The following is a 17,468-nucleotide window of genomic DNA, read 5'->3' as shown; positions in this document are numbered from 1 at the left end:
CCCATCTGCCGGAAGGCGGGTTCCTGGTGGTGGATCAGTACCCGGACGACGGGGGCATCTGTGGGTATCTACTCTCCTTTGGGCGGGAGATGACGGTGCTTTCCCCGCCGGAACTCCGCCGCAGACTGGGGGAGGAGGCGCAAAAAATCCTGGAAAACTACGGCGGCCCGACCCCTGGCAACTAAGACAGCAGCCAAGCTGCTGTCTTTTTGTGTCTTAGGTTTATCTTCCCCGGGGGAGGCTGGTTTTATAGCTGGGGCAAGCCTTCCAGGGACTTTGCTCTCTGCCCTTGGCAGTCCGCCAGGGAAAAAGCACCGGCCGCTGTCACATTTTTCGTCCCTGAGCATAGGATAGAGTGCGGCACTGCCGCAAATCCACGGGGAGAGGACAGGACTATGATCACCATCAGTTTGTGTATGATTGTCAAGAATGAGGAGGAAACCCTTGGCCGCTGTTTGGACAGTGTCCAGGGAATCGCCGATGAAATTATTGTGGTGGACACCGGTTCCACCGACCGCACTCAGGAGGTGGCCCGGCAGTACACCGACGCCGTCTACCCCTACCAGTGGACGGACGATTTCGCCGCCGCCCGAAACTACGCGTTTTCCAAGGCGACAGGGGACTATCTCTTGTGGCTGGACGCCGATGATTTGCTGCTCCAGCCCGACCGGGAGAAGTTCCTCTCCTTAAAAGAAACCCTTTCCCCCCAAGTGGACCTGGTGATGATGCGGTATCATGTAGCCTTTGATTCCGCTGGCAACCCCACTTTCTCCTATTACCGGGAACGCCTGTTAAAAAATCACGCCGGTTTCTTGTGGGAAGGCAAGGTCCATGAAGTCATCACCCCCAGGGGGGTCATTGTATATTCGGACATCGGGGTAACCCACCGGAAGACCCGATCTGGCGACCCGGACCGCAACCTACGCATCTATGAAAAAATGCTGGCGGATGGGGAGAAACTGGGGCCCCGGCAACAGTTCTATTATGGCCGGGAGCTGGTGGATCACCGGGAATATGCCAAAGCCATCCAAGTTCTGGAGCTCTTTTTGCTGGAGCCAGCCGCCTGGGTGGAAAACAAACTGGATGCCTGCCGCCTTCTCAGCGGCTGCTACCGGCAGTTGGGGTGGCAGGAGGATGCCTTGTTTGCCCTCCTGCGGGGGCTGGCCCTCGCCCCGCCCCGAGCGGAACTCTGCTGTGACCTGGGGGCCTGGTTCCTGGGGCAGGGGCGGTTTGAAGAAGCGGTTTTCTGGTACCAAACCGCCCTTTCCCGCCCGCGGGAGGACCAATCCGGCGGGTTCGTTTCCCCCGACTGCTATGGCTTTCTGCCGGCCATCCAGCTGTGTGTCTGCCTGGACCAGCTTGGCCGCAGGCGGGAAGCCGCCGCTTACAATGAATTGGCGGCAACCTATCGCCCAGATTCCAAAGAGGTGGCCCATAACCGCGCTTATTTTGCCTCTTTGGGGGAGGAACCCGAAACAAACAGCCTGAGCCTCTAAAATAGATTGTGAGCAAATGACAAGCAGCCCCGGATTTCCTAGGAAATCCGGGGCTGCTGCTGGGTTAAGAGCTATTTGCTCCAGCGCTTGAGGGTGGGGAACCAATCCATCATCTGGCAGCGGGCCTCCTCCCGGTCGGTGTAAAGTCCGGTGTCCTTGGTGGCCTCCAGGCAGAAATCAATCATCTCCTCCATGGTGCAGTCGGCAAGGAATGCCCCGCCCCTGTAGCAGTAGGCACAGTAGTCGCCGTTGGGGCTGCCGTCAACATTGGTGCCGAAATCCTCTTCTTTTTCCAGGGGCATGCCGCAGCTTTGACAAAAAATCATCTTGTTCTCTTTGTTTTCCATATGATTTCGCTCCTTTCTTTTGATGCCTTTAGTATATTGCAGGAAATATGACAGCTGTGTGTCATATAAAAAGCCCGGTGAAAAAATTTAGAAGGATTGATTTCAATACGGCTGCCAGACCCGCCGCGAACCGGCGGTTGCCTGGGGGAGCGGCGCAGCCACCGAAAAGGATCTATTGCTGCCACAAGGGTGAAAAAACACCCTGGGAAATTTCCCAGGGTGTTTTACAGGGGCCCTTTGTCTGCAAGAGCAGAAAGTTTTTACAGCCCCAGCAGCCGCTGTGCCAGGGAAAAGTAGATGATCAGGGCGAAGGCATCTACGACGGTGGTGATCAGCGGCGCGGCCATGATGGCCGGGTCGGCGTGACACATCTTGGCGAGGATGGGCAGCACACAGCCCACAGTTTTGGCGATGACCACCGTGGCAAAAAGGCTGAGCACCACGGTGAGGGCCATCAGCTCATTGCCCGGGTAGCGGATGGCCAGCTGGATAAAGTTGACCACACTGAGGACTAGGCCCACCAAGACGCTGACCCGCAGTTCTTTCCAGACAACCTGGGGAAGGTCCTTGGGGTGGATTTCCGACACCGCCATCCCGCGGATGATCAAAGTGGAACTTTGGGATCCGGCATTGCCGCCGGTATCGGTGAGCATAGGGATAAAGGTGACCAGCAGAGGCATAGCGGCGAAGGCGGTTTCATACCGCTCCAGCACCCCGCCGGTGATCATGGCGGAAATCATCAGTACCAGCAGCCACACGATCCGGTTTTTGGCCAGGTCGAACACGCTGGTCTTTAGGTAGGGCCGCTCACTGGGGAGCATGGCGGCCATCTTTTCAAAGTCCTCGGTGGCCTCCTGCTCGATGACCTCCACTGCGTCATCCACCGTGACGATACCCACCAGGCGGTTCTCCTTGTCCACCACCGGCAGGGAGAGAAGCCCGTATTTGGAGAAGAGCTGTGCCACATCCTCCCGGTCGTCCTCGGTGTTGACCGAGATGATGTCGGTGTCCATCACATCTAGGATCAGCTGTTCGTCGTCGGCTAGAAGCAGGCTTTTCACCGAAACCACCCCGTCCAGGACCCGCCGGTCGTCGATGACATAGCAGGTGTAGATGGTCTCCCGGTCCTCGCCGGTGCGGCGGATATGGTCGATGGCCTGGGCCACTGTCATGGTCTTGCGCAGGTCGGTGAACTCGGCGGTCATGATGCTGCCGGCAGAGTTCTCCGGGTAGTTCAAAAACTGGTTGATCTGGGCCCGGGTGTCCGCCCCGGCATTTTTCAGCACCCGTTTGACTACGTTGGCGGGCAGTTCCTCCAGGAAGTCCACCGCATCGTCCACAAACAGATCCTCGATGATCACCGCGATCTCCTGATCGGTGATGGAGGTGACGATATACTCCTGGGTCTCCGGCTGCAGGTTGGCGAACACCTCTGCCGCCATCTCCTTGGGCAGGGTGCGGAAGACCACCACAATTTTTTCCCCGGACAGCAGTTCGAGGAATTGGGCCACGTCCACCTCCTGCAGGGTTTCCAATTCTTTTTTCAGGGAGATGTAATCCCTTTGTTCCGCCATTTGGATGAGGCGGGTAAAATTCAGTTCATAGTTTTCCATCTTGGCTACCTCCCATCAGCATTTTGAGGTGCAAAGACAGACAAAAGCCCCATGGCAAAGCGAAAGCCTCGCTCCATGGGGCGATGATCAGGGGCGGACTGCCCCCTTGGGGGGAAGCCCAAAATTAGAAAGCCGGCACAGCAGTGGCCGACAGAACCATTTGCCCGTGATAATCGCTGTCCATCCTGCTACTTTGGCCGCAAGCGTCCACTGCTGAACCTCCTTTTTCAATCATTTTAGACGGTTTTTTTACCGCATATACAGTATACGCACATCCGGGGGAAAATGCAACCCCAAAAGGACAGATTTCCCCAATTTTTCGCAATTTAGCGAGATTTTACCCATGGTGGGCATTTGTCTCCTGGTTTGGGGCTACAGTGGCGTATTTGACAGGATTTCTCACGTTTTCATATATCGCCGGAGAAATAAGAAATCCCCGGGCAGAGCCCAGGGATGGAAAAGATGTTGTGCGCTGTTTTTAGGATAGGCCGGTTAGACATACCCGTATACCCCCCGCACCGAAGCCTCGCCGGAGCGGATTGCCAGCTCTCCCGCCGGGGCTTTGACCAGGAGACAGCCATCCTCCCCAATGCCATAGGCAAAGCCGGTCTGTTCCCCCGCCGGGGTGACCACCCGGACCTCCCGGCCCAAGTTGATGCAACAAGCGGCGTACTCCTCCCGCAGAGGGGAAAAGCCACCTGCCGCAAACTCTTCCAGCACCTGTTCGAAAGCGGTGAGGATGGCCCCCCCCGCCACAGCAGGGGAGACCCGGACCCCGCATTCGACCCAAAGGGAGGAACCGTAGGGGAGCTCTGCGAAAAAGGAAGGTTCCTGCAAAAGGTTGACCCCGATGCCGCAGACCGCCAGGGCATCTTCCCCGAAGCCGGCGCTTTCGCAGAGGATGCCGGCGATTTTTTTCTCCCCCAGCAGGAGGTCGTTGGGCCATTTGAGCAGGATTTCCCGGCCGCAGAGGAGGGAAAGGGCCCGCCGGGCCCCAATTCCGAACAAAATGGGAAGCATCTGCATAAGATAAGGAGGAACCCCCTTGAGCAGGACCGAGAGGGCGAGGGCTTCTTCGCTGCTCTGCCAAGCCTTCCCTTGGCGGCCGCGGCCGGCATACTGATGTCCCGCCACTACAGCGGTGCCGTCCGGCAGCTGGGCGCCCTGCTCCTTGAGATAGGTGTTGGTGGAGTGGATGGAGTCGAAGTACAAAAAGGTCCGCCCCAGCCGTTTGGTGGCGAGTTGTTCCAGCTGTTCCATGGCTATGCCTCCACAATCTTGCAGTTGATGGCCCCGTCTACAAGGTCCACGATGCCATAGGTGGCCGTTTGATCGCAGGAAGGGCGCAGAGTGCCGGGGTTGAAGAGAACCACCCCATCCTGCCGGGTGATCTTGGCATGGTGGGTATGGCCGTACAGCACCAGGCCGATCCCCCGTTTTTCCGCCTCGCGCACAAGGGAGGAGAGGCCGTTTTTCACCCCATAGGCGTGGCCGTGGGTCATGAGAATTCGCACGCCTCCCTCGGTGAACTCCCGCTCGCCTTTTTCCCGGCAGAGCCGGTCGCAGTTGCCTGCCACCCCGAGAAACGCACACCCGGGGTAGAGATCCCGGATGTCTTCAAACTCCCGGTTGCCGTCGCCCAAATGGAGAAAGAGATCCGCCCGCCCCTGGTTTAGATCCAGTATCCGTTTGATGGCAAAAAACTCATTATGGCTATCGGAGAACACGACAATCCGCATGAGATCCCTCCCCTTGTGTATATTTATCTTTAATCTATCATAAATTTGGTAGAAATGGAATAGGTGGTGATAGTTTGAACAACAACCCACAGATGAATAAGGCCCGGCTCGACATGCTGCTCTCCATGGCCGGCAAGAAGCTGGGCACCGATCCTTCCAAGCTGAAGAGCCAGCTGGAGCAGGGCGCCTTTGACGAGGCCCTGAAAGGCATCAACCAAGACCAAGCCGCTCAGATCAACCGTCTGCTCTCCAACCCGCAGGCGCTGGAGCAGCTGCTGAACACCCCCCGGGCCAAACAGCTGCTCAATGAATTGATGGGAGGGAAGTAACTCCATGGATGATCTTGCCTCCACGCTGAGCCAGATCCTCGGCAATCCCGAGGCGATGAATCAGCTCAAATCGGCCGCCGCGGCTCTGGGGCTGGGCGATATGGCCGGCGGGCAGGTGAACAGCCAGCCCCAGATGAACAATCCATCCGCTATGAACCAAGCTTCGATGAACCTCGGTATGAACCAGGGGATTCCGCCTCAAATGAACAACGGGATGGGATTCCCCCAAGGGCAGATGGACCAAATGAACCAAGGGGGGAACCCCATGCCGGTGAACCAGGGGATGAATCCCCCAGGCAGCGGCGGGCAAAACCCCCTGGGGAATTTGGATCTCTCCGCCCTGGGTTCGGTTTTGGGGAGCCTCGGGTTGGGCCAGGGCACCCAACAGCCCCAGCAGCAGAGCTCCCTGCCCGCTATCGACATGGGGACGCTGATGAAAATTCAGGGCGCCCTCTCCCGCCTGTCCAAATCCGATAAAAATGTGGATCTCCTCATGGCGTTAAAGCCCCACCTCAGTGAGGAGCGAAGCAAAAAGGTGGACGATGCTGTAAAGATCATGCAGCTGATCAAACTTCTGCCCCTCATTAAGGAATCCGGGCTGTTTGGCGGTGGTGCGACATGACGTGGAACAGTTCCAGCAGCTACTCCGACGATGATGTGATGCGGATGCAGCAGGATGCGGTCCGCCGGGTTAAGGAAATGCAGGCAAAAGCCCAGTCCACCTTGGAGACGGTCAACCGGGAACACCCGGACCCGCCGCCTCCACCCCGCAAACCGGGCCCGCCTCAAAGGCGGCAGCCCCCGCCGCCGGTTCCATCCCCGGTGGAACAGCTCAAGGACCTGGGGCAGCAGGTACTCCCTGCGGTGGAGGATGTGCTGGAAGGTGGCTCCATCGCCGACCTGATCAACGCATTTCTGCCCCAGGATGACGATTCCGCGGTGGGCGGCGTCCTAAAAGCGCTGAAACTGGATGGGGAAAAAATCTTGATTTTGGGACTGCTCTTATTTCTCATGAATGCCAAAGCGGATAAAACCATCTTGTTGGCGCTGTTTTACCTTCTTTTTTAAATAGCCGCAATTTGCGGCTATTTTTTTATGGGTTTGAGAGGCGGAGAACCTTTTGCCAGCCCTGCTTCTCACAGGGGGCGGCCGTTGCAGACGGCCTCTGCCAAGCGATCCCCTTGGTAGACCAGTTTGAGGGAGAAAAAGGGCTCCTCCCGGGCCAGGTAGTCTAGGAAAATCCGGTCACCATCCCACAGGGGAAGGAAGGGAACGGCCGATTTTTCCACCCAGCAAAGGTCTCCCTCCATACAGTCCTGCAACTCCCCTGTGAACTGGTCGGCGGTAAAGAGGTGCATGTACTCGGTGGGCCACTGGTCGCTGACAAAGGTGACAATCCCCCGGAACTGCCAACGGGTGAGGGTGAGGCCGGTCTCCTCCCACACCTCCCGCAGGAGGCAGTCCTCCGGGCTTTCGTTTTCCAAGAATTTGCCGCCTACCCCGATCCACTTGTCCTTATTCTCGTCCCGCTCCTTCTTGTTCCGGTGGAGCATCAGGTAGCGGCCATCTTGTTCAATGTAACACAATGTGGTGTTTTTCATAGGGGACACCTCGTCTGACTGGGCAGCGCCCGTTTTCTTTCATTGTACAAAATCCCTGGGAAAAAGTAAATGGAGAAGGGGCTTTTACAAAAATAGTGGCACAGGTACTATTTTTGTACGTATCCGTCAGTTGCAGCAAGGGGAAAAAACCGATACAATAGGGTTGCAGAGATAAAAACACAGCCCGGTTGGCAGGGCCATCCCCTGTCAGTAACCTGCCCTCCCATGGGTTGTCCGTTCTCAAGAGCATGCAAAAATGGGAGGAATGTTAGGATGGAATCCACAAGTGCCAGCCTCACGGTGTTTTTTGAAGACCCCTTTTGGGTGGCGGTGTACCAACGCATGGAATGCGGGTGACTGCGGGCTGCTAAAGTGGTCTTTGGCAAAGAGCCCAAGGAGTGCGAGATCTACGCCTACTTTTTAAACCACTGGGGAAAGCTGCGGTTTGGGCCGCCAGTGGAAGCCCAGGCCCCCAAGGACCTTGGCAAAAACCCCAAGCGTGTGCAGAGGCAGGTAAAGGGGCAGCTGCAAACCAAAGGGGTGGGCACCAAGGCCCAGCAGGCGGTGAAAGCCCAGCAGGAGGCGGGGAAACAGAGCCGCCTTTTGGCCCGCAAAACCAGGACCGAAGAGGAAAGGCAACGGCTTTTTGCCCTGCGGCAACAGAAGAAAAAGGAAAAACACAAAGGGCGGTAACGCCTGGCTCCCCGGGGGGATGGCCCTCAGGGGAGCTTTTTGTTGTATGCAGCCGATTTGTTGTGGGTGTTTGCTTTCCCAAAAGCGCCGCCAGGGTTTGTGCTGCCCCTCAACAGCAAGAGGGAACCATTGCCAGGGGAAATTTGCAGCGAGGCTGTCCTCTGGAAGGGGACTTATGCTATACTAAAGAAAAGACGGTTCCCCATAGCGGGTGCATCCTCACAAAAACCACCTCGCCGGGGTCACCCCCGGCACAACCCCAAAAAGGAGGGCCTTCCCATGAGATACCTGTTTGACCTAGCCGACCAGTACATTCGGGAGTGCGATTGGAAGGACTTGGCATTGCTGAAACTCTGCCTGTGCGCCATGGGCATTCTCCTGGGGGCGGCGGCGCCAGCCAGATGGAAAAAGCCCCTGGCCTTTGGGGCAGTGGGGGTATTTATCGCCACCTATATCCCCTTGATGGCCAAATTCCTGGCAGTCTGTTTCCCCGGGGAATGGGAGGACAAACGGTAGAAAGAAGAGGGACTGCTTGAAATTTCAACTGCCCTTGCTGGCTGTCCAGGACGTGGAGCGTCCAAGAAGTTCTATGGGGAGCTGTTTGACCAAAAGGTCGAAATGGACTTGGGGCGAAATGTCACCGTCAGCGGCGGGTTCGCCGTTCAAGAAGGTTTAGACTGGCTGCTGGATATCCCCAAGGAGACGATGGTTTGGCGGCCCCGCAATATGGAACTCTATTTTGAGGTGGAGGACTTTGACGCCTTTTTGGAAAAGCTGGCCGCCTACCCAGAGGTGGAGCAGGTTCATCCTCCCAAAAAGCATGAGTGGCAGCAGAGGGTCGCCCGGATTTTTGACCCGGATGGCCACATCATCGAGATCGGGGAATCCATGAAGGTCATCGCCCAGCGCTATTTGCGGATGGGTTGTTCCGTGGAAGAAACCGCCCAGATCATCCAGCATCTGGCGGAGTTTGTGGAAAGTTGCCTGCGCGAGGTGACCCCCAACCCCTAATACAAAAACAAGGCCCTCCCAGAATGCACTGGGAGGGCCTTGCCGGTTGGTGGGGGATTTACCCGTTGGCGGGGCGCTGGCCGCGGTTCCCCCTGCCGGCACCAAAGCCGCCCCCCATATTCCCTGAGAGGACAGTGCCATCACTGGAGATGGTGGTCATGGTGTCGGATAGGGTGACTTGACACAACTTGGTGCCGCCTGTATAGACGCCCGAGCCGTAGTAGCCATTTTGGCCATCCTCACAGCTGCCGCCGGTGGAGAGGGTATATTCCTCCCCCTGAACCAGTTCAGGACTGCTGATGACCAGGGACTGAAACGCCTTGGAAGGGGCAAAGGTGAGAATGGACCGCCCTTGGCTATCCGACAGGTTGACCAAGGTGCCGGCAGCCTGGCTTTCCAAGAAGGTGATCATCAGGGAGTTTTGGTTGGAGCTGGCGCTGGGCCCCTGGGCCATTCCGGAACTGCCGGCGGCAAGCAGCACGCCGCCAGTGACCAGGCATTCTCCGTCGTAGTCCAAGGCGCCATTGCCGTTCCCGGTGGGGCCGCTGATCAACACCGTTCCCCCATCCAGGTAGAGGCCGCCGTTGGAATCCAGCCCGTCGCCCTGAGCATCCACCCAGAGGGTTCCGCCGGTGATGCGGACGAAGTGGCTGCCGTCGGCGCGGAAGCTGTCCCAGTTGTCCCCATCGCTGCCGCCTGCCGCATTGACCCCATCATCGCTGGCAGTGAGCTGGATGTCGCCCCCGTTTATTTCGACAGTGGAGCCCTCCAGCCCTTCGTAGCTTTGGAGGATGGAGATAGTTCCGCCGTTGATGGTGAGAGCCCCGTCGGCGTGGAAGCCGTCATCTCCTGTAGAGATGGTAAAAGCCCCACTCTCCACCGTTAAATCACCGTTTGTATGGACCGCGTCGTCGGCGCAGTCCAGCTGGAAGTCGCCGCCAGTGACAGCAAGGGAGGAGCCGGCTTTTAACCCCTTGCAGCTGTCGGAGGCAGAGCTATCTTCCAAAGTGGGGGATGCCATCGGAGCGGGGAGGCTGGGGAGGGAGGCTGATTCCCCGCTGAGTGCGGCATCTCCTTGGGGTTTAGCAGGGGGAGTTCCCGCCTCACCCTGTCTGCCGGGCTGGGCTGCCGGAGGATCCCCGCCGGAGGTGTGCCCGACGGATTCCGCCCCGCCCCCGGTGGTGATGGCGTAGGTGCCGCCAGAGATGGTGAGATTGGTTTCCGCCTGAATGCCGTCCTGCCCTGCGGTGATGGTGAAGTCCCCGCCCAAAAGGGAAATCCAGCCTTTTTCCGGGTCCTCGTCGTTGTTGGACCGGATACCGTTGCCTCCGGCGTCGATGGAAATTTCCCCGCCCAGGACGGTGACCGAATCCTGACCCCGCAGACCGTCGTTTGCTGCGGCAATGGCCAAGCTGCCCCCCTGAATCACCAGGTTGTCCTTGGTGCCAATGCCGTTGTTGTAGTTTCCGGTCACCTGGAGGGCGCCTTCCCCGGCGATGGTCAGGTCATCTTTGGCAAAAAGGGCGGCGTCCGGTTCATCCTCTCCCTCGGCATAGGTGTAGTCTGCCCCGTCGGAAAGGGTGTTTTGGGTTCCGCTTGCCAGCAGGACCACCGTCTGGCCAGCCTGCCTGGCGTAGATGGCCGCGCTGTCCGAGCAGGAGATAGAGGCATTGGACAATATCAGCCGGACTGTATCCTCCTTGCCTGCGTCCACCACGATCTGCCCGTCGGTCAGTTCACCGGAGATGAGGTAGTCCCCCGCTGTTTGGATGGTGATAACTCCTCCATCCACCGAGACGGCAGAGCTCCCGAACTGAGCAGTGCCGCCGGACAGGGTTATTTTGGTGGCGGTGGCCTCATCCCATTGGATGGAGACCTCTGACGTTTCATAGGGGGAAGCGGAAGGCGAAGAGGATGATGTTTGCCCTGGGTTTTGCGCACACCCCGCCAAAGTGGGGAGGAGCAGAAGAACAGCCCCCAGAGCGGCGATGAGTCGGTTTTGTTTCATTATAAATACCCTCCTTTTGTGGGTTGCAGCTCTTCCCGGTTGGTGGAGACCCGGCCGCAGAGGATGGTCAGGTTGCCGTTGCGGCAGCGCAGCTCATCCAAAAAAGCCTTGGGGATGGCGCCGCCGTCCAGCTCCACCCGGTAGGTCAATTCGTAGAGGCTGCCCATGTTGGTGGTTTTCACCCGGTCCAGGACGGCACTTCGGGTGTATTTGGCAAAGAGAACGTCAAAGATCCCGTCGTAGTCAAGGCTTTCGGGGATGGTGATTTTCAGCTCCCGGACATCGTCCTTGGCCTCGCCGAAGGAGCAGCTGCCCAGCAGGAGCATGGCCGCGCCGATTAGAAGAAAAAATAGGATGGCATATCCCAGATAGCCCATGCCGGTGGCAAGGCCGATGGCCATGGCGAAAAAGAGGCTGCCGATCTCCCGGGCGCTGCCGGGCAGGGAGCGGAACCGCACCAGCCCGAAAGCCCCCGCCACCGCCACACCGGTGCCTAGGTTGCCGTTGACCAGGAGGATGACAATCTCTACCATGGCAGGCAGTAGGGCCAGGGTGACGGCGAAACTTTTCGTATACCGGGCCTGGCGCATGTAAATGAGGGCGATCAGCACTCCCAGCAGGAGGGAGACCCCAGTGCAGAGCAGCACGCCGGGGAGGGTGATGGAATCTTGGGTTACACGGGCAAAAAAGGAGTTAAGCAACACAAATCCCCCCTGTTGATAAAAGTGCTGGGAACAGGTTCTGCTGATAGCAGGCGCCGTATTTGGAAAAGGAAGTCTGCCGGATTTGGAGGCGGTCTAACACGTGGCTGAGCCACAGGGGCATGGCGGCAGGGAGTTTTGCCTCCATCAGGATTTCCTGTTTGTCTAGGAGGGGCTGCCCCCAATCCCCTTGGGAAAGGTCTAGGAACGCGTCCCGCCAGCGGAGGTTGCAGTCGAAGGTGATGCGCAGGTCGGGGTCCTCCCGCCCAAAGAGGGCGATGCGGTCATAGGCGATAAAGGCTTTGGGCTCCAGCGGGTAGCGGGCCAGTGCCCAGTCGATCTCCCGGAGGATTTGGCAATCCAGATCCGGACGGCCCTCATAGGCCAGGTACCGCTTCGCCTCCCGCAGAGGGAGGGAGACCCGGCGCTTATACACCACCCCATCCAATTTCTTTTTCAGCTCCACAAACACCGGAGTGTCTCCACCGGGGACGCCGTAGCTACGCAGGCGGAGTTTTTCTTTGTAGACAGGTTTTTCCAGGGAAGTGCGGATCAGCTGGAAATCCGGGGTATCGTAGTAGATGTTGCAGATGGTGTGAAGGCCGTAGGAATCCACTTCCATCCGGTCTTGAAGCCAGCGGCGCAGGGCCGCATATTGGCTGAGGGTCAGCTTGTATTTTTTCTCATACCGTGCGAACACATCTTGGTATGTGGCCATGGTGAAACCTCCTTATTCTATCGTTCAATTTTTTTGCTGTCTGCCGGTTGGTTACAGGTCTAAAGATATCCGGTGGGTTTGACGGCTGAATGAACAACAGAGGAAAGGTGGTTGAGAATCCTGGTATGAGAAAGGAAAAGAAGCGCCTCCCCCCGCACATACGGGGAGAGGCGCCTCAAACATAGATGTTTTTAGGGGAACGCCTTTGGCGGGGATCCAGAGGGATCGTCTGGCTGGAACTCGGTCATCTGCCCCCGGTACCGCAAGGCGAGATGGCCCCGCTGGGCACGGGGATTCTCCCTCTCCTGGATGGAGATGGCTTGATGATAAGCCCGCCATAGCCGGCGGCACTGTGCCTCCTCCGGGGTGGTTGGGGGAAGTTCCAGATCCTCCACCAGAAGGATGGCTGTGCGGCCCGGCTGGTGGACTAGGGCCATGCGGTGGACAGCGTCGAAGATCAAAAACCGTTCCCCCGGGTAGCGGCCTGCAAAGTGACCGGCTATCAGGGGGAGGACCTGGCCTTTGGGCTCAATTTTTGCCACCAACGCCCCCTGCCAGTCGGTGAACCGGACAAACCCGGTGTAGAGGTGTGCCTCGTGGCGCAGTTGACTGGTCCAGCGATGGAGGGTGGCGACAGTGTCATTGGTGAGGAGCATCGCTGCCTTGTCCCCCACCTGATAGGCGAGGCGGATGAAGCGGTAGACCACCATTCCCCGGCCGGGCATGGCGGAGAGCATCCCCTCCTGGACCAGGTCGAACACCCGCTGGGAGATTTTGAGAAGGGAGCGGGCCACCCGGGCCGCCTTCTGAGGGTCTGTCTCAATTTCCCGGCAGGGGAAAAGGGTCCCCTCTTCTTCCAATATATCCATGGGCTCTTCTTTGCGGACATAACTTTCAAAGACGCAGCAGAGGAGGCCGTCCAAGGTGCCGTCGCAGCGGTAGACTAAAGCTGGCCGGTTAAACACGAGACCACATCCTCTCTAGTGGGAAGTTTGGGGGCGAAGAGGGAGAGCTGTTCTACCGGCTCCTGGGGGGCCCCCTGGGAGAGCAGCAGCCCTCGCAGCACCCCGTCGGGGGAGAAGTGGAGGCCCTCCACCATCTTCCCCCCGCAGGTGAGGAAGTATTGGGCCCGCTTGAGCACCACCCCCAGCTTTTTGAGGCCGGCAAAATCCAGCCGGCAGTGGCGGCGGGCGGTGAGGATCCGGCCGGCGCTTTTCACCCCGATGCCCGGCACCCGCAAAAGCAGCTCATAAGGGGCGGTGTTGACCTCCACCGGGAATTGGTCCAGGTGGCTCACCGCCCAGCTGCACTTGGGGTCTAGAAGGGGATTGAAGTTGGGGTGCCTCTCGTCCAGCAGCTCTTTGGCATCGAACCCATAGAACCGCAAAAGCCAATCTGCCTGGTACAGCCGGTGCTCCCGCAGGAGGGGCGGCTTGGTATCTAGGGCGGGGAGGCAGGAATCCTCCTGCACCGGGATATAGGCGGAAAAAAACACCCTTTTTAAATGGTATTTGCGGTACAACGCCTGGGTGAGGGTGAGGATTTGCAGATCGCTTTCCGGCGTGGCGCCTACAATCATCTGGGTGCTTTGGCCGGCTGGGGCAAATTTGGGGGAGTGGCGGTACTGGACAATTTCCCGGCTGTTTTGCTGGATGGAGGTGGAAATCAGCTTCATAGGGCCTAAAATCCGTTCCTTGGTTTTGGCGGGGGCCAGCATCTGTAAACTCGCCTGGGAGGGGAGCTCGATGTTGACGCTGATCCGGTCGGCGAGCAGGCCCATCCGGGCGATAAGGGCACTGTCCGCCCCCGGGATGGCTTTGCAGTGGATGTAACCGGCGAACTGGTACTCATCGCGCAGAATCCGCAAGACCTCGATCATCTGTTCACAGGTATAGTCGGGGTTCTTCACTACGCCGGAGCTCAAAAACAGCCCTTCGATATAGTTGCGGCGATAGAACTGCAGGGTGAGGTCGGCCAGCTCCCGGGGTTCAAAGGTGGCCCGGGGGGTGTCGCCGGAGCGGCGGTTGACACAGTATTTGCAGTCATAGGCGCAGTCGTTGGAGAGGAGGACTTTCAATAGGGAGATGCACCGCCCATCCGCCGAAAAGCTGTGGCAGATGCCGCTGGCTTCACAGCTGCCGATGGAGCTGGGCCGGGCTGTCCGGGTGGCCCCGCTGGAGGTGCAGGCCGCATCGTATTTGGCGGCGTCGGATAGGATGGTCAGTTTTTCCAGGGTATTCACCGAAATCACTCCCTTATAGAACAAATGTTCTTTATAAGGATATTTTAACAGCATCTTCAGGGAAAGTCAAGGGCACAGGTTCGGGGCGGATACAAGAAAGGGAAGCTGTCTGGGGATCCCCTATGGATATAGACCGGGATTCATGATGGGCCCAAAGGCGCCTAAACGCAAAAAGAACCCGCAAGAACAACAAAGTTCATGTGGGTTTTCATTGCAATAAGCAGTCAAAATCAATTTTCACAGGTTCGCACCCGAAACCAAATCGAAGTCCGGCGAAGCGGGTTCGATTTGAAAAGGAGCCGCAGCAAGATGAGCGCGCGGTGACTTCAAAAAAATCGCCGCAAACGGTAAACCGCTTGCGGCGACGTGGTGTGCCCGACTGGATTCGAACCAGCGGCCTTTAGAGTCGGAGTCTAACGCTCTATCCAGCTGAGCTACGAGCACATGTCCATCAATAGAACAGTACTAGTATACCACAGTTTTGAAAAAAAGCAAGAGGGAGATTTGGATTTCCCTTCCATTTCGATAGCAGAAGCCAACGGAGGATGAGATATAGTTTATATATAATAGGTATCTCTCCCGATAAAGTGGCAAAAAAGAAAGAAATGTAAGTTTTGCGCAATTTTTTTGCAAAAAAGAGTTGACATAAGGGAAGGGGTGTGGTATTATAACTAAGCTGTTTCGCGAGAGACAACACGACAAAAGAAAACGGCGGCCGGGCCAAGGGGTCTGAAAGAAGTTTTCAAAAAAGTGTTGACAAATGCAAGACGGTGTGATATGATATCAAGGCTGTCTCGTGAGGGCGGCACTGAAAAAGCAAAACAGGGATTTGGGCCTGGCGGCTCGAAAAAAGTTTTGAAAAAAGTGTTGACAAGAGCGAAACAGTGTGATATAATAAAGACCTGCTGTGGGAACAGCAAACGGACCTTGAAAATTGAACAACATTTAGCTTACAAGATAAGCCCTTGAAATGAATTTGAAGTTTCGAAAGAAACTTTGTGAAGCGAAGAAATTCGCTAGCGTGATAATTGAGCTAACAAAGCTTGGTTAAATGATTATAAGCCCGGAAGGGTTTTTAATACCATTTATCTAAGAGTTTGATCCTGGCTCAGGACGAACGCTGGCGGCGCGCCTAACACATGCAAGTCGAACGAGCCGAGGGGAGCTTGCTCCCCAGAGCTAGTGGCGGACGGGTGAGTAACACGTGAGCAACCTGCCTTTCAGAGGGGGATAACGTTTGGAAACGAACGCTAATACCGCATAACATACCGGGACCGCATGATTCTGGTATCAAAGGAGCAATCCGCTGAAAGATGGGCTCGCGTCCGATTAGCTAGTTGGCGGGGTAACGGCCCACCAAGGCGACGATCGGTAGCCGGACTGAGAGGTTGATCGGCCACATTGGGACTGAGACACGGCCCAGACTCCTACGGGAGGCAGCAGTGGGGGATATTGCACAATGGAGGAAACTCTGATGCAGCGACGCCGCGTGAGGGAAGACGGTCTTCGGATTGTAAACCTCTGTCTTTGGGGACGATAATGACGGTACCCAAGGAGGAAGCTCCGGCTAACTACGTGCCAGCAGCCGCGGTAATACGTAGGGAGCGAGCGTTGTCCGGAATTACTGGGTGTAAAGGGAGCGTAGGCGGGGTCTCAAGTCGAATGTTAAATCTACCGGCTCAACTGGTAGCTGCGTTCGAAACTGGGGCTCTTGAGTGAAGTAGAGGCAGGCGGAATTCCTAGTGTAGCGGTGAAATGCGTAGATATTAGGAGGAACACCAGTGGCGAAGGCGGCCTGCTGGGCTTTTACTGACGCTGAGGCTCGAAAGCGTGGGGAGCAAACAGGATTAGATACCCTGGTAGTCCACGCCGTAAACGATGATTACTAGGTGTGGGGGGACTGACCCCTTCCGTGCCGGAGTTAACACAATAAGTAATCCACCTGGGGAGTACGACCGCAAGGTTGAAACTCAAAGGAATTGACGGGGGCCCGCACAAGCAGTGGATTATGTGGTTTAATTCGAAGCAACGCGAAGAACCTTACCAGGTCTTGACATCGAGTGACGGCTCTAGAGATAGAGCTTTCCTTCGGGACACAAAGACAGGTGGTGCATGGTTGTCGTCAGCTCGTGTCGTGAGATGTTGGGTTAAGTCCCGCAACGAGCGCAACCCTTATTATTAGTTGCTACATTCAGTTGAGCACTCTAATGAGACTGCCGTTGACAAAACGGAGGAAGGTGGGGATGACGTCAAATCATCATGCCCCTTATGACCTGGGCTACACACGTAATACAATGGCGATCAACAGAGGGAAGCAAGACCGCGAGGTGGAGCAAACCCCTAAAAGTCGTCTCAGTTCGGATTGCAGGCTGCAACTCGCCTGCATGAAGTCGGAATTGCTAGTAATCGCGGATCAGCATGCCGCGGTGAATACGTTCCCGGGCCTTGTACACACCGCCCGTCACACCATGGGAGTCGGTAACACCCGAAGTCAGTAGCCTAACCGCAAAGAGGGCGCTGCCGAAGGTGGGATTGATGACTGGGGTGAAGTCGTAACAAGGTAGCCGTATCGGAAGGTGCGGCTGGATCACCTCCTTTCTAAGGAGTTTAGATTCGGTTGAATCTACTCTGGTCAGCAAGGATTATCAAAGTTAAATGTTGTTCGATTTTGAGGGCTCGTTTTGAGTTCTCAAAGGGTGAGAAGCGGAAGATTTCCGAGGCTCCTGCCAATATGGGGGTGTAGCTCAGCTGGGAGAGCACCTGCCTTGCACGCAGGGGGTCAGGAGTTCGATCCTCCTCATCTCCACCAAAGCCTTGAAAAAAGGCTGCGGGAGACGAGGGAATAACCGAGTCTGACCAAACATGGGCTAATAGCTCAGCTGGTTAGAGCACACGACTGATAATCGTGAGGTCGGTGGTTCGAGTCCACTTTAGCCCACCAGCTTTTCCTTGAGAAAAGCAATCTGTACA

Annotated in this window: 17 protein-coding genes, 3 tRNA genes, 1 rRNA gene and 1 pseudogene; 11 read left to right on the top strand and 11 right to left on the bottom strand. The window is 57.0% G+C overall.

The annotated features are described in order from the left end of the window. Both BQ5353_RS05725 and BQ5353_RS05720 read left to right on the top strand, forming a co-directional pair. Positions 1-185: WCX domain-containing protein (locus BQ5353_RS05725; protein WP_162273113.1), on the top strand; the 185-nt coding region annotated here is incomplete at its 5' end. 210 nt (positions 186-395) lie between these two features. After that, positions 396-1,496: a tetratricopeptide repeat-containing glycosyltransferase family 2 protein gene (locus BQ5353_RS05720; protein ID WP_054332229.1), complete on the top strand. Its 1,101-nt coding sequence runs from the start codon at positions 396-398 to the stop codon at positions 1,494-1,496. A gap of 71 nt (positions 1,497-1,567) precedes the next feature. On the opposite strand, the gene BQ5353_RS05715 is transcribed toward BQ5353_RS05720, so the two are convergent. The 4 genes from BQ5353_RS05715 to BQ5353_RS05700 all read right to left on the bottom strand — a co-directional run bounded on the left by BQ5353_RS05715 (position 1,568) and on the right by BQ5353_RS05700 (position 5,195). Continuing rightward, the gene (locus tag BQ5353_RS05715; protein ID WP_054332228.1) at positions 1,568-1,843 is read right to left on the bottom strand and encodes a zinc ribbon domain-containing protein; all 276 of its coding nucleotides are present in this window, start codon (positions 1,841-1,843) and stop codon (positions 1,568-1,570) included. Between the two features lie 260 nt (positions 1,844-2,103). After that, entirely contained in the window at positions 2,104-3,456 is a 1,353-nt protein-coding gene (mgtE, locus tag BQ5353_RS05710; RefSeq protein ID WP_054332227.1) for a magnesium transporter, read from the bottom strand. A gap of 492 nt (positions 3,457-3,948) precedes the next feature. Further along, complete coding sequence (locus tag BQ5353_RS05705) at positions 3,949-4,716, bottom strand: biotin--[acetyl-CoA-carboxylase] ligase (protein WP_054332226.1); 768 nt, start codon at positions 4,714-4,716, stop codon at positions 3,949-3,951. Positions 4,717-4,718: 2 nt separating this feature from the next. Continuing rightward, on the bottom strand, positions 4,719-5,195 hold the full coding sequence (locus BQ5353_RS05700; protein ID WP_071427469.1) for a metallophosphoesterase family protein: 477 nt from the start codon (positions 5,193-5,195) through the stop codon (positions 4,719-4,721). Positions 5,196-5,269: 74 nt separating this feature from the next. Between BQ5353_RS05700 and BQ5353_RS05695 the strand changes: the two genes are divergently transcribed. From BQ5353_RS05695 to BQ5353_RS05685, 3 genes are read left to right on the top strand one after another with little or no spacing between them, the layout of a single operon-like run. Next, positions 5,270-5,524, top strand: coding sequence for a hypothetical protein (locus BQ5353_RS05695; RefSeq protein WP_054332224.1), 255 nt, complete (start codon positions 5,270-5,272; stop codon positions 5,522-5,524). Between the two features lie 4 nt (positions 5,525-5,528). Further along, a complete protein-coding gene (locus BQ5353_RS05690) occupies positions 5,529-6,146 on the top strand; it encodes a hypothetical protein (RefSeq protein WP_054332223.1) in 618 nt (205 codons plus the stop codon). Next, positions 6,143-6,592, top strand: coding sequence for a hypothetical protein (locus BQ5353_RS05685; protein WP_054332222.1), 450 nt, complete (start codon positions 6,143-6,145; stop codon positions 6,590-6,592). The genes BQ5353_RS05690 and BQ5353_RS05685 overlap by 4 nt, the downstream gene beginning before the upstream one ends. A 68-nt stretch (positions 6,593-6,660) precedes the next feature. Here the strand turns inward: BQ5353_RS05685 and BQ5353_RS05680 are convergent, their stop codons facing one another. Further along, on the bottom strand, positions 6,661-7,125 hold the full coding sequence (locus BQ5353_RS05680) for an NUDIX hydrolase (RefSeq protein ID WP_054332221.1): 465 nt from the start codon (positions 7,123-7,125) through the stop codon (positions 6,661-6,663). Positions 7,126-7,482: 357 nt separating this feature from the next. On the opposite strand from BQ5353_RS05680, the gene BQ5353_RS05675 reads away from it, so the two are divergent. The 3 genes and pseudogenes from BQ5353_RS05675 (at position 7,483) to BQ5353_RS05665 (ending at position 8,829) form a co-directional block, all read left to right on the top strand. Continuing rightward, positions 7,483-7,818, top strand: a complete 336-nt coding sequence (locus BQ5353_RS05675; protein ID WP_456152280.1) for a YjdF family protein — start codon at positions 7,483-7,485, stop codon at positions 7,816-7,818. A 279-nt stretch (positions 7,819-8,097) separates the two neighbouring features. Beyond that, positions 8,098-8,334, top strand: coding sequence for a permease of phosphate ABC transporter (locus tag BQ5353_RS05670; protein WP_071427468.1), 237 nt, complete (start codon positions 8,098-8,100; stop codon positions 8,332-8,334). A gap of 16 nt (positions 8,335-8,350) precedes the next feature. Beyond that, positions 8,351-8,829, top strand: a pseudogene (locus tag BQ5353_RS05665) (VOC family protein). Positions 8,830-8,887: 58 nt separating this feature from the next. Here BQ5353_RS05665 and BQ5353_RS05660 read toward each other — a convergent pair. From BQ5353_RS05660 to BQ5353_RS05635, 6 genes are all read right to left on the bottom strand, one after another. Continuing rightward, positions 8,888-10,837: a carbohydrate-binding domain-containing protein gene (locus BQ5353_RS05660; RefSeq protein WP_054332219.1), complete on the bottom strand. Its 1,950-nt coding sequence runs from the start codon at positions 10,835-10,837 to the stop codon at positions 8,888-8,890. Beyond that, entirely contained in the window at positions 10,837-11,538 is a 702-nt protein-coding gene (locus BQ5353_RS05655) for a DUF4956 domain-containing protein (RefSeq protein ID WP_054332218.1), read from the bottom strand. Before BQ5353_RS05655 ends, BQ5353_RS05660 begins: the two co-directional genes overlap by 1 nt. Continuing rightward, the gene (locus tag BQ5353_RS05650) at positions 11,531-12,256 is read right to left on the bottom strand and encodes a polyphosphate polymerase domain-containing protein (RefSeq protein ID WP_054332217.1); all 726 of its coding nucleotides are present in this window, start codon (positions 12,254-12,256) and stop codon (positions 11,531-11,533) included. Before BQ5353_RS05650 ends, BQ5353_RS05655 begins: the two co-directional genes overlap by 8 nt. Before the next feature lie 191 nt (positions 12,257-12,447). Next, positions 12,448-13,221, bottom strand: coding sequence for a TIGR03915 family putative DNA repair protein (locus BQ5353_RS05645; protein ID WP_071427467.1), 774 nt, complete (start codon positions 13,219-13,221; stop codon positions 12,448-12,450). Beyond that, positions 13,200-14,498, bottom strand: a complete 1,299-nt coding sequence (locus BQ5353_RS05640) for a putative DNA modification/repair radical SAM protein (RefSeq protein WP_071427466.1) — start codon at positions 14,496-14,498, stop codon at positions 13,200-13,202. Before BQ5353_RS05640 ends, BQ5353_RS05645 begins: the two co-directional genes overlap by 22 nt. 367 nt (positions 14,499-14,865) lie before the next feature. Continuing rightward, positions 14,866-14,942: transfer RNA gene (locus BQ5353_RS05635), tRNA-Arg, on the bottom strand. Between the two features lie 641 nt (positions 14,943-15,583). On the opposite strand from BQ5353_RS05635, the gene BQ5353_RS05630 reads away from it, so the two are divergent. From BQ5353_RS05630 to BQ5353_RS05620, 3 genes are all read left to right on the top strand, one after another. After that, positions 15,584-17,096, top strand: a 16S ribosomal RNA gene (locus BQ5353_RS05630). 135 nt (positions 17,097-17,231) lie between these two features. Continuing rightward, positions 17,232-17,307, top strand: a tRNA-Ala gene (locus BQ5353_RS05625). Between the two features lie 55 nt (positions 17,308-17,362). Continuing rightward, positions 17,363-17,439 (top strand) — tRNA-Ile (locus BQ5353_RS05620). Positions 17,440-17,468: the final 29 nt, after the last annotated feature.

This window comes from Merdimmobilis hominis, assembly GCF_900104615.1.
GTDB classification, from domain to species: domain Bacteria; phylum Bacillota; class Clostridia; order Oscillospirales; family Ruminococcaceae; genus Merdimmobilis; species Merdimmobilis hominis.
This window is presented reverse-complemented; position numbering and strand designations above follow the sequence as displayed.

Coding starts and splice junctions, on each gene's coding strand:
- BQ5353_RS05720 (WP_054332229.1), top strand. CDS start 396: ATGATCACCATCAGTTTGTGTATGATTGTCAAGAATGAGGAGGAAACC.
- BQ5353_RS05715 (WP_054332228.1), bottom strand. CDS start 1,843: ATGGAAAACAAAGAGAACAAGATGATTTTTTGTCAAAGCTGCGGCATG.
- mgtE (WP_054332227.1), bottom strand. CDS start 3,456: ATGGAAAACTATGAACTGAATTTTACCCGCCTCATCCAAATGGCGGAA.
- BQ5353_RS05705 (WP_054332226.1), bottom strand. CDS start 4,716: ATGGAACAGCTGGAACAACTCGCCACCAAACGGCTGGGGCGGACCTTT.
- BQ5353_RS05700 (WP_071427469.1), bottom strand. CDS start 5,195: ATGCGGATTGTCGTGTTCTCCGATAGCCATAATGAGTTTTTTGCCATC.
- BQ5353_RS05690 (WP_054332223.1), top strand. CDS start 5,529: ATGGATGATCTTGCCTCCACGCTGAGCCAGATCCTCGGCAATCCCGAG.
- BQ5353_RS05685 (WP_054332222.1), top strand. CDS start 6,143: ATGACGTGGAACAGTTCCAGCAGCTACTCCGACGATGATGTGATGCGG.
- BQ5353_RS05680 (WP_054332221.1), bottom strand. CDS start 7,125: ATGAAAAACACCACATTGTGTTACATTGAACAAGATGGCCGCTACCTG.
- BQ5353_RS05670 (WP_071427468.1), top strand. CDS start 8,098: ATGAGATACCTGTTTGACCTAGCCGACCAGTACATTCGGGAGTGCGAT.
- BQ5353_RS05660 (WP_054332219.1), bottom strand. CDS start 10,837: ATGAAACAAAACCGACTCATCGCCGCTCTGGGGGCTGTTCTTCTGCTC.
- BQ5353_RS05650 (WP_054332217.1), bottom strand. CDS start 12,256: ATGGCCACATACCAAGATGTGTTCGCACGGTATGAGAAAAAATACAAG.